This is a genomic window from Bacillus sp. 3255, assembly GCF_031456485.1.
Taxonomy (GTDB): Bacteria; Bacillota; Bacilli; order Paenibacillales; family NBRC-103111; genus Paenibacillus_E.
In genome coordinates, this window is sequence record NZ_JAVDUS010000002.1 from 285,718 (window position 1) to 303,279 (window position 17,562).

Sequence of the window (17,562 nt, forward strand, 5' to 3'; positions counted from 1 at the left end):
AGCTGTCACTATCTATATCGAAAGGTGTGATGAACATGAACGTCCTTCTTTTCGGAGCGACCGGGATGGTCGGACAAAGCGTACTGCGCGAGTGTCTCCTTGAGCCCCAAGTGAACCGGGTCTTAACCGTCGGCCGCAGCTCTACGCGCCAGGTGCATCCCAAATTACATGAGCTCGTACATGCGAACCTTCTCGATCTGACCGCCCTCGAGCATAAGCTTACAGGCTATGATGCTTGTTTCTTCTGCTTGGGCGTATCGTCAGCAGGCATGAGCGAAGAGAAATATTCGGCGATTACGTATGATTTAACGCTCAGTGTCGCCAAAACATTGGTCCGGTTGAACCCGGATATGACATTTGTATATGTAACCGGCGCAGGCACCGACTCCTCCGAGAAAGGCCGCAGCATGTGGGCGCGGGTTAAGGGCAAGACCGAGAACGATCTGCTTAAGCTGCCGTTCCGGGCGGCGTACATGTTCAGGCCGGGAGGCATTCTCCCGCTGCATGGCGTCCGATCCAAAACCCGGCTGTATCAAGCGGTGTACACGGTCATGAAACCTTTCTACCCCTTGCTGGAAAAATGGTTTCCGAATGCCGTCACGACCTCCGAGAAGGTCGGCCGCGCCATGATTCATGTTGCCTTGCACGGTTATCACAAGCCGATTGTTGAGAGCAGCGATCTGAACAGCATGCGTACAGGGCAATAGAGCTGTAGATGCTACAGGAGAGTCCGCCGCTCACTCCGTAAAGCTCTAACGGACACAGCGGCCGTTATATGCACCTTTTGCGCACCGTGCCGCGGCTATCGGACACCAGAGACCTTATTTGCTGATTTGCGGGCAATATCCAGTCCCAATGAACAAAATAACGTCGCTGGTGTCCGTTACATGTTGAAAGAGGCCCTTATTCATCGAATAGGGGCCCTCTGTCCGTTAGCGGGCAGCGAGGCGTGATGACGTCTATGATTGCGTTTGCGTTTGCGTTTGCGTCTGTTCGCCGGCTTTGCCCCGCTGCCTGCCTAGCAAAGCCGAACGCAAAAGCTGGAATTCCGCTTGCAGTAGGCAGTGTCATCCCTTTTTCAGAGCACGGATATGGCTCCACGTCACGTTCCCGCTGAATCTGTATGAAAAATCATATACTGCCGGGGTTGGGTGCTGCTTGGGGCTGATTGGTACTGATTAATGCTGATTGCTCCTCATCACTACTCGTTGATTCTATTGCTGCTTTTTGCTACTTGTTGCTACTGGCCGGGGCTGGGTACTGCTTGGGGTTGACGGGGTGCTCGGTGCTACTTGGGGCTGATTGCTGCTGGTTGATACCGTTTGCTCCTTAACACTAATCGTTGATTCTGTTGCCGCTTGTTGCTACTAGTTGGAACTGGACGGTGGTGCTTGCGGTGCTTGCGGTGCTTGCGGTGCTTGTGCCGCTTGTTACGCTTGTTGCTACTGACCGGGGCTCGCTGCTGCTTGGGCTGGTCCCCCTTGCTCATCCCCCACAACAGAACAACAGAAAAAGGACTCCTCGCGGAGTCCTCTTCGACGGTGACGGATTGATGGTACTTTTGCCATGAACCTTAGGCTCGGTTAACTACCTCATCACAATTTCAGTAGTACTAGACCACTTGAACAGTTCTGCGGCACATCTCCTCGCTTCTAGGTAGATTCAATAACAACTTCCCTGGTATTTACGCCTGCATGATAATATGCGACACAACACCTCTCTGAATCACCGTCGAAAATTAGTATGTCCGATATGAAAGCAACTATACAGTCAGCCGTAAAAATTTAGGCGGCGGATATCCCGAATTAGCCTCGGCTATCGTGGCATGCTAACATTCTGTGACCTGGACCCGATCCGATCCGATCCAATCCAATCCGCCCCGCTTCCGCGATAACCATTGACGAAAATAGTTGCCAATAATATAATTGCTATAGCAACTAAATTTGAAAGGAGGCTTCCCATGCAACTGGATCATTCCTTGGGATTCATTCTCAACCATGCCGGCCGGCGAATGACACAGCTGTTAAGTCTGCATTTCCAGCCTTACGATATGACGACAGAGCAGTGGGTCGTGCTCCATCGCCTGGCTTGCGAGGACGGGATCTCCCAGAAGACGCTCGCCATCCGCGCGGAGAAGGACCAGACGAATATTACCCGCATTCTCGACCAATTGGAGCGCAAGGGCTTGGTTGAACGCAAAGCCAACGAGAACGACCGCAGGTCGTTTCTGACGTTCATTACCGACCAAGGCAGAGCCATGAACGATAAGCTCAACCCCATCGAGCAGCAAGTCATCGCATCGCTGCTAACCGGCTTTACGGAGGAGCAGGTGTCCCTGCTAAGGGAACTGCTGCTCAAGATCACCGAAGCGGCCAATACACGCGTGAAAGAAGTGGAGGATACACCATCATGAACGATGATCAGAAATTGTGGAACCGCGATTTTGTTGCTGTATGTCTCAGCAGCTTTTTTTTATTTATGACTTTTTATATTTTGGCCGTAACGCTGCCCATTTTCGTCACCGATACGCTGCACGGCGGACAGCAGCAGATCGGGCTTGTCATGACGGTCTTCATTATATCTACCGTTATTTTACGGCCGTTGACAGGCAAATGGATGGACGAGTGGAACAGGAAGAAAATCATTTCGTTTGCCCTGATTGTATTTATGATATGCACGGCCTTATACCCGCTTATTCATCAGTATGAACTGCTGCTCGGACTGCGCTTTCTGCACGGCATCGGCTTCGGCATGGCGACAACGGCCGCCGGAGCGGTTGCCGTCGAGCTTGTGCCTGACCGGCGCAAGGGGGAAGGAGTCGGCTATTTCTCGCTTTTCATGAGCCTAGCCATGGTCGTCGGCCCATTCCTCGGCCTCTCCATCATGCAGACTCACAATAACACGCTGCTGTTCAGCGTGTGCATCGGCTTCTCCGTCTTGTCTCTCCTGTTCGGATTGTCGCTGCGCATTCCGCAGCGGGTCGTACAAGCCGCGGCACAACCGGAGAAGGGTTGGAGGAAGTTCATCGAGCCGCGTTCTATCCCAATCTCATTAACGGGAAGCGTGCTCGCCTTCTCTTACGGAGCGATCACGACGTTTCTGTCCGTTTATGCCAAAGCGAACGGTTTGGAAAGCTATGCAAGTTACTTTTTCATGGTGTTCGCCTTGATGATCGTCATTTCCAGACCTTTCACCGGCAAATGGTTCGACCGCTCAGGTCCCAACGGCTTGGTGTATCCGGGAGTCGTGCTGTTCACCGTCGGGATGATCGTCCTCAGCCTGATGTCTTCGCCCGTACCGTTCCTGATTGCCGGCGGTTTGCTCGGACTCGGCTTCGGGGCGATGCTTCCGAGCTTCCAGACGATCGCCATTCAAGCGGCGCCGCCGCATCGCAGAGGTCTTGCCACAGGCACGTACTTCCTGCTCTTCGACTCCGGCTACGGCATCGGCTCTTATGTGCTCGGAGTTGTCGCATCCAAATCCAACTATCACACGATGTATTTGGTAGCCGGTATCGTGGTAGCCTGCTCGTCTATCTTGTACTACGTGCTTCACCATCGTAGAGCTGCGGCATCGACGAAGACAAGCGCTATTCCAGCCATGAAGTAAAAGCAACAAGCCGTTTCCGCGAGCACATCGGCGTGCAGCTGCGGGACGGCTTGTTTTATATGCAGCGAATCATTGACTTTAAATGACAGGGATGTTATAAAAATAATGTGTAGCACTCAAGACTAGAGAGTGCTAATATCTGAAATCTTCGTTACATATTCGAAAGGAGATCTATCTGTGGAAAAGAAACAATTTCAAGCTGAATCCAAACGTCTACTCGAAATGATGATTAACTCCATTTATACGCAACGAGAGATCTTTTTAAGAGAGCTCATCTCCAACTCCAGCGATGCAATCGATAAAATTTATTACAAAGCGCTAACGGACGATTCATTGGTCTTTGACAAAGACAGCTATTTTATTAAAGTGATCCCGGACAAAGCAAACCGAACGCTGACCATTCGCGATACCGGTATCGGGATGACCAAAGAAGAGCTGGAAAATAATCTCGGCGTCATTGCGAAGAGCGGATCGCTGGCGTTCAAGAAAGAGAACGAAGCCAAAGACGGCCATAATATTATCGGCCAATTCGGCGTAGGCTTCTATTCCGCCTTCATGGTAGCCGATGTGGTTACGGTAACGAGCAAAGCGCTTGGCAGCGATACGGCCTACAAATGGGAGTCCACCGGCGCAGACGGCTACACGATTGAACCGGCTGAGAAAGATGCCGTGGGCACGGAAATCGTCCTCGCCATCAAAGCGAATACGGAAGACGACAACTACGACGAATACCTGGATGAATACCGCTTGAAAGCGATCATCAAGAAGTATTCGGATTTCATCCGCTACCCGATCAAGATGGACGTTGCCGGCAAAAGGCTGAAAGAAGGCACGGAGAACGAGTTCGAGGACTACTCGGAAGAGCAGCAGCTGAACAGCATGGTGCCGATCTGGAGAAAAAACAAGAGCGAATTGACGCCTGAGGATTACGAGAAATTTTATCACGAGAAGCATTACGGCTTCGACAAGCCGCTGAAACATATTCACGTAAGCGCGGACGGCGCGGTCGTGTATCAGGCCATTCTTTTCATTCCGGAGAATATGCCTTTCGACTACTATTCCAAAGAGTATGAGAAAGGTTTGGAGCTCTATGCCAACGGCGTTCTCATCATGAACAAATGCGCAGACCTGCTTCCGGACTATTTCAGCTTCGTGAAAGGGATGGTCGATTCCGAGAGCCTGTCCTTGAACATTTCCCGGGAGATGCTGCAGCATGACCGTCAATTGAAGCTCATCGCCAAGAATATTCAAAGTAAAATCAAGAGCCAGCTGCAAGCCATGCTCAAAGACGAGAGAGAGAAGTACGAGCTCTTCTACAAATCGTTCGGCCGCCAGTTGAAATTCGGCGTATACAGCGATTACGGAACCCACAAAGAGGTTCTGCAAGATCTGCTCATGTTCCACTCCTCCAAGGAGAAAAAGCTTGTCACGCTGGACGAGTACATCGCCAGAATGCCGGAAGACCAGAAGTATATCTACTACGCTTCGGGCGAGTCCATGGAGCGCATCGACAAGCTTCCACAAACGGAGCTCGTGACGGACAAAGGCTATGAAATTCTGTACTTCACGGACGATATCGATGAGTTCGCGATCAAAATGATCATGACGTACAAGGAGAAAGAATTCAAATCCGTATCCAGCGGCGATCTGGGGATCGAAGCGGATGACAAAGCGGAGAACGAAGCCGATCAGAACGACAACAAAGAGCTTTTCGATTATATGACTAGCCTGCTGTCCGGCAAGGTTTCCAGTGTGAAAGCTTCCAAACGTCTCAAGAAGCACCCGGTTTGCTTATCCACGGAAGGCGACGTGACGATTGAGATGGAGAAAATCTTGAATGCTATGCCGAACAATCCGAATGTGAAGGCGGAGAAAGTACTGGAGATCAACGTAAACCATGAAGTCTTCGGTTCGTTGAAAGATGCCTTTGGTCAAGATAAAGAGAAGCTTAACCTGTATACGGCTCTCTTATACAACCAAGCGCTCTTGATCGAAGGTCTGCCGCTGCAAGATCCTGTTGAATTCACGAACGATATTTGCAAAATCATGGTGTAACCCCCAGAAGCCATATGAAGCCCTGTCACCGGAACCGGTAGCAGGGCTTCTTTGATTAAGTCAGATCTTCCAATTCCAGGAGATGTGCGGATCTATGCTCACTTCCCTTATTAGAGTCAGTGCCATCATACACATAGGCTAACAAACGGTCCTGATCGATTCCGAGAGAACGAGCCACTTTCACGATGTCGAGTTCATAAGGGAAACCTGGAATTGGATTGGATTTGACGGACATATTCTTCTACCATCCTTCGAATAAATGTAATAAATCAGAACATTGCGCTTAAAAATATGATATAGTTTTGTTACAAGCATGAATCGGTACGACAAAGGCAAAACCATTGAAAAGTGGTGACGCAAAGCTATAGGGACTAAATTGGCCATATTGCATCATGTCCAAAATGTCAGCCAGCTGCCAGAAGCGCCTCCGTCCGATTCGTGTAGAATGACCAAAGGAGGAGTTAAATAGAATGGGGAAAATTGTTTTAGACGGTAGCATGAGCTTGGATGTTGAGCACTTGATTGCTAATTTGCATCTGCCGGAAAATGATATTTTGAATATGTTCTCCTTTAAGTTCAATAACAATGTGTTATCCGTTGAGGAGTCGATTCGGTTTATTCATTTTCTAAGAAGCGAACTGGACAAACGTACCCAATAACAGCATTATGCATGAACACGCACAAAAATGCAGTCGGTTGATGTCTATAGAATTTTTTTTTTTGATAAGGTCACAAATCGCGTATTGATGCGGTTTATCTTCCCTAACAGCCCAAGACAGCGGAAATGCTCCGCTGTCTTTTTATTATTTTTTGTCAGATTTAAGGTTTAAAGTTTAGCATAAAAAAGCCGGTCAGACTCCCATGAGTCAGACCGGCTTATCTTATTTATCCCGGAGAAGACCGGGGTCATGCTTGCCCAATATTTGTGTGAGCTCTTTGAGAAACATATTGATGTCTTTGAACTGCCGGTAGACGGAGGCGAAGCGAATGTACGCCACTTCATCGACCGGGTACAGCTGCTCCATCACAATTTCCCCGATGTGCAGGCTGTCTACTTCCGCGTGTGCGGTCGTCCGAAGCTGCATTTCGACCTCGGATACGAGCATTTCCAGCCTTTCCATCGAAACCGGACGCTTCTCGCAAGCTCGAATCAAGCCTCTCAGTACTTTCTCTCGACTAAATTCTTCCCGGCTTCCATCCTTCTTAATCACGATAAGCGGCGTTTCTTCCACCATCTCGAAGGTTGTGAATCTGCGCGCGCATTTCTCGCATTCGCGGCGGCGGCGGATCGATTTATTCTCATTCGCCGAACGGGAATCAAGCACCTTCGTACCGGAATAATCACAGAATGGACACTTCATTCGCTCTTCTCTCCTTTCTCTTCTTCTATGTAATGATCTATTACCATATGTTACAAGTCATGAACTCCGGAGAAGTGCGCACAATACTAGTACCAACCGACAAGGAGGTGAACAGACATGGGCGCAGGCAGCAACAGCAATAGCAACACTCTAGTTGTTCCTCAAGCTAACGCAGCACTGGATCAGTTGAAATACGAAGTGGCTCAAGAACTGGGTATCGCTATCCCACAAGATGGATACTACGGTAACATGGCTACTCGTGATACTGGTGCCATCGGTGGTCACATTACTCGTCGCCTGGTACAAATCGCAGAACAATCTTTGGCTGGTCAATTCAAGTAATCTTGAAGAGTTAGCCGGGTGACTGCACAACAGGAAGTATTGGACGCTAGCCCCCACAAGGAGCTGGTCCAATGCTTCTTTGTTTATGTCAAGTTTCCCATTGCTCGGAATACAGCTTCGTGTATTTCTCGTAATAATAGATCACGCGTTGTACATAATGCCGGGTTTCACCGAATGGAATCTGGTCGATGTGTTCTTGCGTGCCATCCCAAATTTCATTTTGCTTCCATTTATTCACATTCCCCTGTCCTGCATTGTAAGCCGCAATCGCATAAATCAAGTTTCCGTTGTAATGCCTCGTCAGCCAGCTCAAATACCAAGACCCGAGATTAATGTTTACTTCCGCTTTTAATAAATCCGCTTGCGTATGAGGCCCTAAATTCGTAGACTCTACGATCCATTCCGCCGTGTCCGGCATTAGCTGCATGAGACCGAGCGCTCCTTTGCTCGACTCCAGGTGATACTTATAATTCGTCTCTACCCGAATGATGGCTGCGATCAGGAAAGGGTCTATATTGTGTTTCGCCGCACTTTGCTTAATCTCCTGCTGAAAATAAATCGGATACAGCTTTCTTCCTATAAAAGAGCTATTCATAAAGAGAACCATAATGAAGCAAATGAGCAAGAGAGCAAACACTCGCTTTTTGCGTAGAAACTTCATGAAAGCCCCTTCCCTAGCCAAAATCGTTCGACCTCCGCATAGGTGTCTTCCTGCGTTCCGCTGTTGTCGATCACGATATCCGCTAGTTTGCGTTTTTCTTCAATCGACATCTGCGCGTCTATCCGGTTGTTGGCTGCGCTTTCCGTCAAGCCGTCCCTCACCATCAAGCGTTCCAATTGAACATGGCGGGGCACATAAACAACCATCACCTGTTCAAACAAATGAGCTAAATTCGATTCGTACAGCAATGGAATGTCCACGACAACCAGCTTGTCCGGATACTGACTTTCGTAAGCTTCCATTTGCTCCCGGATTTGCTTGCGGATCGGCGGGTGCAGAATGCTTTCCAGCTGCTTGCGGGCTTCGGCATCGCCGAAGACAATCTGCCCGAGCTTCTTCCTGTGCAGAGTGCCGTCTTCCTGAAGAACCGCTTGTCCAAAATGGGCAGCAACCTGTTCGAGAACAGGGCTGCCGGGCTCGACAACGTCGCGGGCTATTTGATCTGCATCTACCAATAGAGCGCCGCGGCCTACCAGCATGGCGCTAACCGTGCTTTTGCCGCAGGCGATTCCTCCTGTTAACCCGATATTCATAAGCTTCTTCTCTCCTAAGCGTATTCCTGGCACTATAACATTTTCAATAAACCCATAAGAATAAGCACACAACCTGGAAGAATCGATAATTTCTTCATCCAATTCATTTCCGCATACCGAAAGCCTACTCTTAATCCTAAAGCAATGAAAGAACCGCTCGAAATCGAGATGACCGAGGCTGTTAACAAAGGGACGAAGCCGATGAGCGCCGCACCGATCCCTGCCCCGAACGCATCCAGAGAGAGAGCCAAGCCGAGCAGCGTCGCTTCAGAGGCCGAAATGTTGCCTGATTTGTCAACGTCGGCTATGGATGGCGTGCGCAAAATCTGAATGACCAGACCGAACCGCTTCAGCTCGATATTCAAAATTTCCTTCGTCCTTTGCAGCGTATCCATGGTGACAAGCTCCGTGCCCACAGAGCCGGCAGTGCCGGCAGTGCCTACAGAGCTAAGCATAGCTTGCTCCTCGCCTTTGGCCGTATCCGCAGAATCATGCGACTTCTGCTGCCTCAGCTGTGCCAGCGCCCAGATGCCGATTCCGATCAGAATGAGCGCTCCGATTCGTTGCGCCATAAGCGGCGACATGAATGACGACATCAAGACGCCAATTTGCATGGAGCTATAAATAATGATACCAGACCAAAGCGATATGATTCCAATTGAGAGGATCGGAATGCGTATTTTGCGTAAACCATACATGACTCCGACGCCGAAACCGTCCAAGGAAACTGCAAAAGCCAGTATAAGCAGAGAAAACACCGGAAGCATATTACCCCTCCTAAGAGTATTGCCGCATACGGCCGAGAGCTGGTGCCAGCTGACGGTCTGGGCTAAGTACTCCATATCATATGGGAAGGGCGGGCTTCACGTGCCTAATCGGCTAACTTCTTTCGAATTCTCTTCCGCTTGAGCGGCTGGCAGGTTGGGCATATGTGCGTCCCTCTGCCGCCAACGACGGTTTTGTAAATTTCGCTGCCGCATGCCTTGCAGGATTGCGACTGCCGGCCATAGATGTTCAATTGATGCTGGAACAAGCCAATTTCACCTTGGCCGTTCACATACGATTTGATGGATGAGCCTCCCACCTCGACGGAGTCGCTGAGCGTTCGCACGATCGCTTCGTGCAGCCGCTGCAGCTCCTTCCTGCTGAGCGACGAGGCTTCGCGTTCCGGATGGATACCGGCTAAGAAAAGGGACTCGTCTACATAAATATTACCGATGCCCACAATATATTCTTGATTAAGCAGCAGGGGCTTGATCTTCGTCTTCTTGCCGGCTATACGGTCCCGGAACGCTTCGAACGTGAAGCTTTCGTCAAGCGGCTCCAGCCCCAGCTTATGCAGCGGAGCCTGCGTCAGCTCCTCGCCGCGCGGGAACAGATGCATCGTGCCGAATTGCCGGACGTCCTTGTAGCGCAGCTCCGTGCCGTCCGTGAACCGGAATAAGACGTGGGTATGCGGCTCCAACGGATCTTCGCCGTCGTACAGCCCATAACGCCCCTCCATCCGCAGATGCGAGACCATGCAGTAGTCCGTGAGCAGAAAGCGAAGAAACTTCCCCCTGCGCTCGATAGATTCAATCGTCTGCCCCTGAAGCAGCACTTCAAACTGCTGGATATCGTCCGGCTTCTGAATGATGCGGGGCAATCTGACCTGAACTCGCTCGATCGTTTTCCCGGCGATCAGGTTATTCAGTGTGCGCTTGACCGTTTCCACTTCGGGTAGTTCAGGCACGGATGTTCACCTCTTCTGTCAGTTGATTGAGAACTTACTTCGCGTCATACCAAGTCGTGCCATAGTCGACGTCCGCTCGAAGCGGCACGTCCAGCTTCAGCGCGCCGGCCATCACTTCCGGCACCAGCTGCTTCATCGTCTCGAGCTCCTCTTCCGGGACCTCGAAGACCAGCTCATCGTGTACCTGCAGCAGCATGCGGCTCTTGAGACCGTCCTGCTTGAGCCGCGCCGCCATCTGCACCATGGCCAGCTTAATGATGTCCGCTGCTGTTCCCTGAATCGGCGTATTCATCGCCGTGCGCTCCGCGAAGGAACGCAGATTGAAGTTCGAATGCGTAATCTCCGGCAAATACCGGCGGCGCTGCAGCAGCGTCGTCACGTAGCCGTTCGCGCGCGCATCCTTCACGATATCGTCCATATATTTGCGAACGCCCTGGAAGACGGCGAAATATTGCTCAATGAATTGCGCGGCATCCCGGCGGGTAATGTCCAAGTTCTGGGACAAGCCGTAGTCGCTGATGCCGTAGACGATGCCGAAGTTAACGGCTTTCGCCTGACGCCGCATATTCGCGTCGACGGCGCTCTCCTCCACCCCGAAGACGTCCATCGCCGTCTTCGTGTGGATGTCCATATTCTGAAGAAACGCTTCCTTCAGCTTCTCATCCTGCGAGATATGCGCTAGCACGCGCAGCTCGATCTGCGAGTAATCCGCAGCGAGAATGTACCATCCGGGCTCGGATGGCACGAACACCTTGCGGATCTTGCGCCCCTCCTCCAGACGAATCGGAATGTTCTGGAGGTTCGGGAACTGGCTGCTGAGCCTGCCTGTGGCCGCGATCGTCTGCCGGTAATAGGTGTGCACCTTACCGGTCTCCGGCCGCACCTCCTTCAGCAGCCCCTCGACATACGTCGATTGAAGCTTCGCCAGCTGACGGTAGTTCAGAATCTGCCCGACCACTTCGTTATAAGGCGCGAGCCGCTCCAGCACCTCGGCATCCGTCGAGTAGCCGGTTTTGGTCTTCTTCCAAGCTGGCAGTCCCAGCTTCTCGAACAGAATCTCGCCAAGCTGTTTCGGCGAGTTGATGTTGAACTCGACGCCGGCGAGCTTGTAAATGCTGGCCATAATCGTGTCCAGCTTATTGACAAGCTCGACGCCGAGCGCTTTCAACCCGTCGGCATCCACGGCGATGCCGCGCAGCTCCATCTCCGCCAGCACGCCGGCCAGCGGCTGCTCCAGCTCGTAGAAGAGGCGGTGCATCTCGCTCTTCTCCAGCTCCTCCGCCAGCACCGGCACGAGGCGGGCGGTCGCCATCGCTTTGCGGCCCAGATGGTCGCTAAGCGCAGCCAGTTCCGGCAGGCGGAACTTCGCGCCTTTGCCGAATACTTCGTCGTCCGCCTTCAGCCCCGGCAGACTGTACTTCGCCGACAGGCCGCTCAAGCTCAGATTCGACTCAGTCGGATCCAGCAGATAGGCGGCCAGCAGGACGTCGAAATCGACACCCTTCAGTTCGATCCCCTGCCAAGCCAGCGCGAGCAAGGAGCGGTGCAGATCGAATACTTTCTTCTTCTTGGACTCGTCGCCGAGCCAAGCGCGCAGCGGCTCCCCCGCTTCGCTCTGCAGCAGCTGGAAAGGCACATAATAGGACTTATTCGTATCCCCGTCCTGGATAAACCAGACGACACCGACATTCACCGCCTGATGCGGGTTTTCGCCCACGGCTTCGACGTGAATGACCGCGTCGTCGTTTAAGCTGGCGGTCAGCAGGCTCATATTTTCTTCCGTTACGACAATCGGCTCCAGGCTTTCCACCGTCTGTCCCAGCGCTTCCAAATCCGTGGTGCCGAAGTCCATCTTCTCCAGCAAGGATTTGAACTCCAGCTTGCGGAACATCGAGGCAAGAGCTTGTCCGTCGAAGCCGTCATAGCGGAACGTCTCCCATTCCGTCTCCATCGGCACTTCGCGGAAAATCGTAGCGAGCTCTTTGCTCATTAGCGCGTCCTTGGCATGCTCCTCGACCTTCTCCTTCATCTTGCCCTTCAGGCTTGCCGTATTGGCCAGCACTTCCTCTACCGTGCCGAACTCGTGCAGCATTTTGAGCGCCGTCTTCTCCCCTACCCCGGGAATGCCCGGAATATTGTCCGACGTATCGCCCATCAAGCCTTTGAGATCGATGATTTGAGCAGGCGTCAGGCCGTATTTCTCCTGGATGCCGGCCGGATTGTACAGTTCCACTTCCGTGATCCCTTTGCGGGTGATCGCTACGGTGACATGATCGGAGGCGAGCTGCAGCATATCCTTGTCTCCGGAGACGAGCAGCACCTTCTCCCCTCTGGCGTCGGCGGCTTTGGTCAGCGTTCCGATAATATCGTCCGCTTCATAGCCGGAGAGCTCGAATTGCGGGATTTTGAACGCTTTCAGAAGCTCCTTGATAAGCGGGAACTGCTCGGACAGCTCCGACGGCGTCTTCGCCCTTCCGCCTTTGTATTCCGTGTATTCCTTATGTCGAAACGTGATTTTCCCGGCATCGAAAGCGACCAGGAAATGAGTTGGCTTTTCTTCCTCAATGAGTTTAAGCAGCATCGTTGTAAAACCGTAAACGGCGTTCGTATGCAGGCCGCTCGAATTGCTAAGAAGCGGCAGAGCATAGAAAGCCCGGTTCGCAATAGAGTTACCGTCAATAATTATAAGCTTATCCATAAGTTCGCACCCCGATTTTAGACATACTTCCTTCATCATAGCATACGAAATTAAAATAAAAAAACGTTGCTGCACATAAACATAGAAGGAGCCCTAAGTTTTGATGCTCCGGTCTTCAGAAGGAGGTTCTCCGAATGAGCCCTTTTTTTTCTCCAGTACGCAAAAAGGTTATTTTTTTCGATATGAATAATACGATTCTGGATCGCAGGCAATGCTTTGACTCGGCCTTTCTGGAAGTCATGAACGATTACACGGCCAGGTGGGAGCCGGACGAAGCGCTCTTCACCGCCCAAGATGTGCTGCAAAGCTATAAAATGGAATGGAGCCGCCACCGCAAAGCGCCGGTGCGAAGTCCGATCTCACCCGACGAGCTCAGGCATATCTGTTTGCGCAAGGCGCTTCAGCCTTTGCCGGTGAATGTAAGCCCCGCTTTCACCAGAGCTTTCTTCGAGGGGGTCGAGGAGCAGGAAGACAATTTTGTCGCTCTCTTTCCCGGCGTAGAGGACACGCTTGAGTCTTTGTCCAAACATTATAAGCTTGCCATTATCAGCAACGGGAACCGCAGAAGGCTGCAGCATAATTTGGAGAAAATGAAGCTGACCCGGTGGATAAGCCAGGACCGCTTGTTCAGTTCGGAGAAGGATGGACCGCGCAAACCGCACCCGGCCATATTCGAGAAGGCGCTTAAGGCTATGAACGCAGCGGCCAGCCAAAGCGTCATGGTGGGGAATTCGTGGCGCAACGATGTGGTTGGCGCCGCATCCAGCGGCTTGGACGCCATCTGGATACATCCGGGGAATATGAAGAAAATATCGGAACGCCGCATCGGCAAACAGAAGGTCATCATCATTCGCTCTTTCAAGCAGTTGAATTATACCTTCTAATGGGCTTGTCATCCGATATTTTGAAAATAATAAATGCTGCCTGGATAGGCCTTGGCCTTCTTCTTGAGCCCAGCCGCCGTTTGAGAAATGTCTTCAAGTGAAATGGGAGATTCACAGCTGCAGACGACTAAAGACAGCGACAATGTGACTCCCTCGCTCTTCACCTTGTTCCCGCTCCGGTCCCATACATACTCCCATTCCTCGTCTTCATAGAACATCTGCACGCCCTGCTCGAATCTGCGAATCATCTCCTGGCACAGAAGCTCCGGCTCCGCCGCCACCGAGATGGCGATGAAATCGTCGCCCCCCACATGACCTACGAAATCAAGAGGCGTTCCGCACACGCTGATGGCCTGCTGCATAATATCGGCTGTATATTGAATCAGCTGATCCCCTTTCTGAAAGCCGAAACGGTCATTAAACCATTTGAAATAATCCAAATCCGCATAGACGACATGGAACGGTTTCTGCTCGTGAATGCGTCTGTTCAGCTCCCGGTTAATCTGCAGATTGCCCGGCAGCCCCGTCAGCGGATTGGCCACGCGCGCAGACTCCATCCGGACATTCGTGATGCTTTCGAGAATCGATCGGATGGAAGCAATCCCTGCCATTTTGCCATTCGTCGTAATGATCACCAGATCGTATAGATGATGGATGGAGCGCGACGTCGCCATTTGCGATACCTGCTCAACCGACGTGAACTCGTCTACAATGAGCGGCGTTTCATCCATAATAGACTCAATCGTCCGATTCCAGAACAAGGAGAACGCATATTGCCCGGCCAATTGCTGAAACAGCCGTTCTCTCATCATTAAACCGACAGGCTCCTCGTTGCTCACGATGACGGCGCCGACCGCTTCTTGATTTTTTTTGAAATAGTCCGCAACTTCCGAGATCGGTGATTTCTTGTCGAACGTTTTGACAGGTGTCTTGAGATCGCCGATATGCCAGTTCATATGGCCTCCTTGCACCTTGCGATGCTGCCCAATGAGCATTCTTAAACTGTCCTGAATGTCCGCCGGCACCTTCTGCGGCTTCCCTAGCAGAAACCCTTGCGCATAATGAACGCCAAGCCGCGTCAATTTGGCCAGCTCATCCGGAATTTCGATACCTTCGGCAATAATCGAAATGTTCATTTTGTGAGCGATCGTGACGAACGTTTCCAAGATGTACTCTTTCACTTTGTGCTTATGTATGTTTTCAATGAGAGACCGGTCGATCTTGATGAAATCCGGCTGAAGCTCCGCGATCGCCTGCAGGGAGGAGTAGCCGGCCCCGGCGTCGTCGATGGCGATGCGGTAGCCCTGCTTGCGGTAATGCTCCAATATTTTCTGGGCGAGAGTGAAATCCTCAATGGACGTTCTTTCCGTAATTTCGAAAACGACATTGCTCGGCTTCAGACCGTATTTCAGCAAAATGTCCAGCGTTTTACCCGGAACGAACCCGGGGTCATAGAGCACGTGGGAGGATATGTTAATGAACAGCAATTGCTGCGGGTGCTCCAGAATCGAACCCTGAATCGCTTTCTCGCGCGCCAACTGTTCGAGCTTATACAGCTCTCCGTTCTGTTCGGCGAATTCAAACATGGCGATCGGAGATTGAAACATGCTGTCTTGGGGGCCGCGGATCAGCGCTTCATATCCCATCACCTGTCCGTCCTGCAGAGAGACAATAGGTTGATAGACCGAATGTACCGCCCCCGTGGCGAGTATATCTTGAAATAAGGTTGTTGCTTCTGACTGACTGTTCATGTCCATCATCCCTCATGTCGTTTTATGTATATGTATAGTCTATCAAAACAAATGATAGTCTTTATTATCGATGTGTAAAATCTATGTAAAGACTTTAAAATAAAAAGAGGGAAATGCCTCTCCGCCCACGAAAAAATAGAAGGACGATTGCTAGGTGCGTACATCCTTTGTACAAGCACGGAAAGGAATTGAAATGGAACAACAAGTCAAAATCTTGGCGGTAGATGACCGCTACGAGAACTTGCTGGCTCTGAATAGCATTTTAGCCTCATCCCACTATGACGTGATCTCGCTGCAATCCGGCGAGGAAGTTTTACGATATTTATTGAAAGAGCCCGCTGACCATATCGCCGTCATCTTGATGGATGTGCAGATGCCTGGTTTAAGCGGCTTTGAAACCGTAGAGCTCATCAAGCAGCGCAAAGCTTGTCAGGACATCCCGATCATTTTCCTAACAGCCCTAAGCACATCGATTGAGCATGTTCTGAAGGGGTATCATGTCGGCTCGATCGACTATTTGTTCAAGCCTGTACACCCGGAGATGCTCCGAATGAAGGTGGATGCCTTCGTCAATATGCACCTCAATCATCAAAAAATCAAATACCAGAGCGAACTGCTGCACAAGCGTACGCTCGATCTCGAAGAAACCAACCGGAAGCTGGCGGAAGCCGAAGAGAAGCTTAAGCAGCAGAATACGCTGCTCGAGCAATGGGTGGAGGAGCGCACCTCGGAGCTCGTGGACGCTCATGAGAAGCTGATGAAATCCCAGGATCATTTCAAAAAAATGTTCATGCTCTCTCCCTCTCTGATGGCCATTCGCCGCTTGCCGGACTTGTCGTATATCGAAATTAACGAGAGCTGGAAGCAATATACCGGTTATGGCGACGAAATCATCGGTACGAACTTGGACCTTCTGCGCAAGGAATCCGGCGAGTCCACCTCCTGCGAAGAAGTCGTTCATAACTGCAAAGTCCGGTATGAAACCAAGTCCAAGGAGATGCGGACAGCCTTGCTGTCCACGGAAATCATCGATATTGAGAATGAGAGCTGCCTGCTTCAGGTCGCCGTGGATATTACCGAGAGCTTGCGGTTTGAAACCGAGATGGCGCGTCTCGCCCAGCTGAACCTGGTCGGCGAAATGGCCGCCGGGATCGCCCACGAAATTCGCAATCCGATGACGACGATCCGCGGCTTCCTGCAGCTGTTCCGGGAGAACGACCGGAATATGCAGAAGGAATATATCCCCATTATGCTCGAAGAGCTGGACCGTGCGAATGAAATCATTACCGAATATTTATCCTTGGCCAAAAATAAACAATCCCACCAGCAGCCCGATAACATGAACCGGATTATCGAAATGCTGCTGCCGCTCATTCAGGCTGAAGCCGTCATGTCCGGCAAGCATGTTCAGTTCCAGTTCACCGAATGTCCCGATATTCATCTGGACGATAAGGAGCTGCGCCAGCTCATTCTCAATATGTGCATGAACGGTCTGGAAGCGATGTCTATTGGCGGCACGCTGACCATACAGACCTATTTGGAGAACGAGCATCTGGTTCTACTTATCGCGGATCAAGGGACGGGCATCGATGAGAAGCACCTGGAGAAGCTGGGACGTCCTTTCTTTACCACGAAAGACGAGGGCACGGGTCTCGGCTTGGCGATCTGCTACAGCATCGCGGCGAGGCACCATGCTTCGATTGAAGTGCAGTCCAGCCCGAAGGGGACGACGTTCCTAATCCGGTTTCCGGTGCCTCAGGCTGTCGGAGAGCAGACAAGCCTGGCGTGATGACGCTAGGCTTGTTAGGCGTTTGTCGTCCGGTATATACGCGAAGAGGCCCTTATTCCGTCGAATAAGGGCCTCTTCACTTACACT

16 protein-coding genes and 1 riboswitch are annotated in these 17,562 nt (G+C 51.4%); of the genes, 8 read left to right on the top strand and 8 right to left on the bottom strand.

Annotation, left to right across the window (positions count from 1 at the left end; all coding sequences use genetic code 11):
* Positions 1–35 precede the first annotated feature (35 nt).
* The 4 genes from J2X61_RS03910 to htpG all read left to right on the top strand — a co-directional run bounded on the left by J2X61_RS03910 (position 36) and on the right by htpG (position 5,664).
* Positions 36–707 carry an NAD-dependent epimerase/dehydratase family protein gene (locus tag J2X61_RS03910; RefSeq protein WP_274466073.1) on the top strand — a complete coding sequence of 224 codons (672 nt, stop codon included), beginning with the start codon at positions 36–38 and terminating at the stop codon, positions 705–707.
* 1,253 nt (positions 708–1,960) lie between these two features.
* Entirely contained in the window at positions 1,961–2,413 is a 453-nt protein-coding gene (locus J2X61_RS03915; protein ID WP_274466074.1) for a MarR family winged helix-turn-helix transcriptional regulator, read from the top strand.
* Positions 2,410–3,609: an MFS transporter gene (locus J2X61_RS03920; protein ID WP_274466075.1), complete on the top strand. Its 1,200-nt coding sequence runs from the start codon at positions 2,410–2,412 to the stop codon at positions 3,607–3,609. The genes J2X61_RS03915 and J2X61_RS03920 overlap by 4 nt, the downstream gene beginning before the upstream one ends.
* A gap of 177 nt (positions 3,610–3,786) precedes the next feature.
* Entirely contained in the window at positions 3,787–5,664 is a 1,878-nt protein-coding gene (gene htpG / locus J2X61_RS03925) for a molecular chaperone HtpG (RefSeq protein ID WP_274466076.1), read from the top strand.
* Between the two features lie 55 nt (positions 5,665–5,719).
* Here the strand turns inward: htpG and J2X61_RS03930 are convergent, their stop codons facing one another.
* Positions 5,720–5,899 (bottom strand): hypothetical protein, encoded by a 180-nt coding sequence (locus J2X61_RS03930; protein WP_274466078.1) that lies wholly within the window; start codon positions 5,897–5,899, stop codon positions 5,720–5,722.
* 86 nt (positions 5,900–5,985) lie between these two features.
* A riboswitch (cyclic di-GMP riboswitch) is annotated at positions 5,986–6,084 on the top strand.
* A gap of 50 nt (positions 6,085–6,134) precedes the next feature.
* On the opposite strand from J2X61_RS03930, the gene J2X61_RS03935 reads away from it, so the two are divergent.
* Entirely contained in the window at positions 6,135–6,323 is a 189-nt protein-coding gene (locus J2X61_RS03935; RefSeq protein WP_274466079.1) for a hypothetical protein, read from the top strand.
* Between the two features lie 222 nt (positions 6,324–6,545).
* On the opposite strand, the gene nrdR is transcribed toward J2X61_RS03935, so the two are convergent.
* Positions 6,546–7,025 carry a transcriptional regulator NrdR gene (nrdR, locus tag J2X61_RS03940; protein WP_274466081.1) on the bottom strand — a complete coding sequence of 160 codons (480 nt, stop codon included), beginning with the start codon at positions 7,023–7,025 and terminating at the stop codon, positions 6,546–6,548.
* Between the two features lie 117 nt (positions 7,026–7,142).
* On the opposite strand from nrdR, the gene J2X61_RS03945 reads away from it, so the two are divergent.
* On the top strand, positions 7,143–7,367 hold the full coding sequence (locus J2X61_RS03945; protein ID WP_274466082.1) for an alpha/beta-type small acid-soluble spore protein: 225 nt from the start codon (positions 7,143–7,145) through the stop codon (positions 7,365–7,367).
* Between the two features lie 88 nt (positions 7,368–7,455).
* On the opposite strand, the gene J2X61_RS03950 is transcribed toward J2X61_RS03945, so the two are convergent.
* From J2X61_RS03950 to polA, 5 genes are all read right to left on the bottom strand, one after another.
* Entirely contained in the window at positions 7,456–8,028 is a 573-nt protein-coding gene (locus tag J2X61_RS03950) for a lytic transglycosylase domain-containing protein (RefSeq protein WP_274466083.1), read from the bottom strand.
* A complete protein-coding gene (coaE, locus tag J2X61_RS03955) occupies positions 8,025–8,621 on the bottom strand; it encodes a dephospho-CoA kinase (protein WP_274466084.1) in 597 nt (198 codons plus the stop codon). Before coaE ends, J2X61_RS03950 begins: the two co-directional genes overlap by 4 nt.
* A 32-nt stretch (positions 8,622–8,653) precedes the next feature.
* Entirely contained in the window at positions 8,654–9,388 is a 735-nt protein-coding gene (locus J2X61_RS03960; protein ID WP_310186048.1) for an MntP/YtaF family protein, read from the bottom strand.
* Between the two features lie 104 nt (positions 9,389–9,492).
* Positions 9,493–10,353: a DNA-formamidopyrimidine glycosylase gene (gene mutM, locus J2X61_RS03965; RefSeq protein ID WP_274466086.1), complete on the bottom strand. Its 861-nt coding sequence runs from the start codon at positions 10,351–10,353 to the stop codon at positions 9,493–9,495.
* A 34-nt stretch (positions 10,354–10,387) separates the two neighbouring features.
* Positions 10,388–13,051: a DNA polymerase I gene (gene polA, locus J2X61_RS03970; RefSeq protein ID WP_310186049.1), complete on the bottom strand. Its 2,664-nt coding sequence runs from the start codon at positions 13,049–13,051 to the stop codon at positions 10,388–10,390.
* A gap of 134 nt (positions 13,052–13,185) precedes the next feature.
* Here polA and J2X61_RS03975 point away from each other — a divergent pair, with 134 nt between their 5' ends.
* Positions 13,186–13,935 (top strand): HAD family hydrolase, encoded by a 750-nt coding sequence (locus J2X61_RS03975; RefSeq protein ID WP_274466088.1) that lies wholly within the window; start codon positions 13,186–13,188, stop codon positions 13,933–13,935.
* Between the two features lie 8 nt (positions 13,936–13,943).
* Here the strand turns inward: J2X61_RS03975 and J2X61_RS03980 are convergent, their stop codons facing one another.
* The gene (locus J2X61_RS03980; protein WP_310186051.1) at positions 13,944–15,686 is read right to left on the bottom strand and encodes a GGDEF domain-containing protein; all 1,743 of its coding nucleotides are present in this window, start codon (positions 15,684–15,686) and stop codon (positions 13,944–13,946) included.
* A 193-nt stretch (positions 15,687–15,879) separates the two neighbouring features.
* Between J2X61_RS03980 and J2X61_RS03985 the strand changes: the two genes are divergently transcribed.
* The gene (locus J2X61_RS03985; protein ID WP_274466090.1) at positions 15,880–17,475 is read left to right on the top strand and encodes an ATP-binding response regulator; all 1,596 of its coding nucleotides are present in this window, start codon (positions 15,880–15,882) and stop codon (positions 17,473–17,475) included.
* Positions 17,476–17,562: the final 87 nt, after the last annotated feature.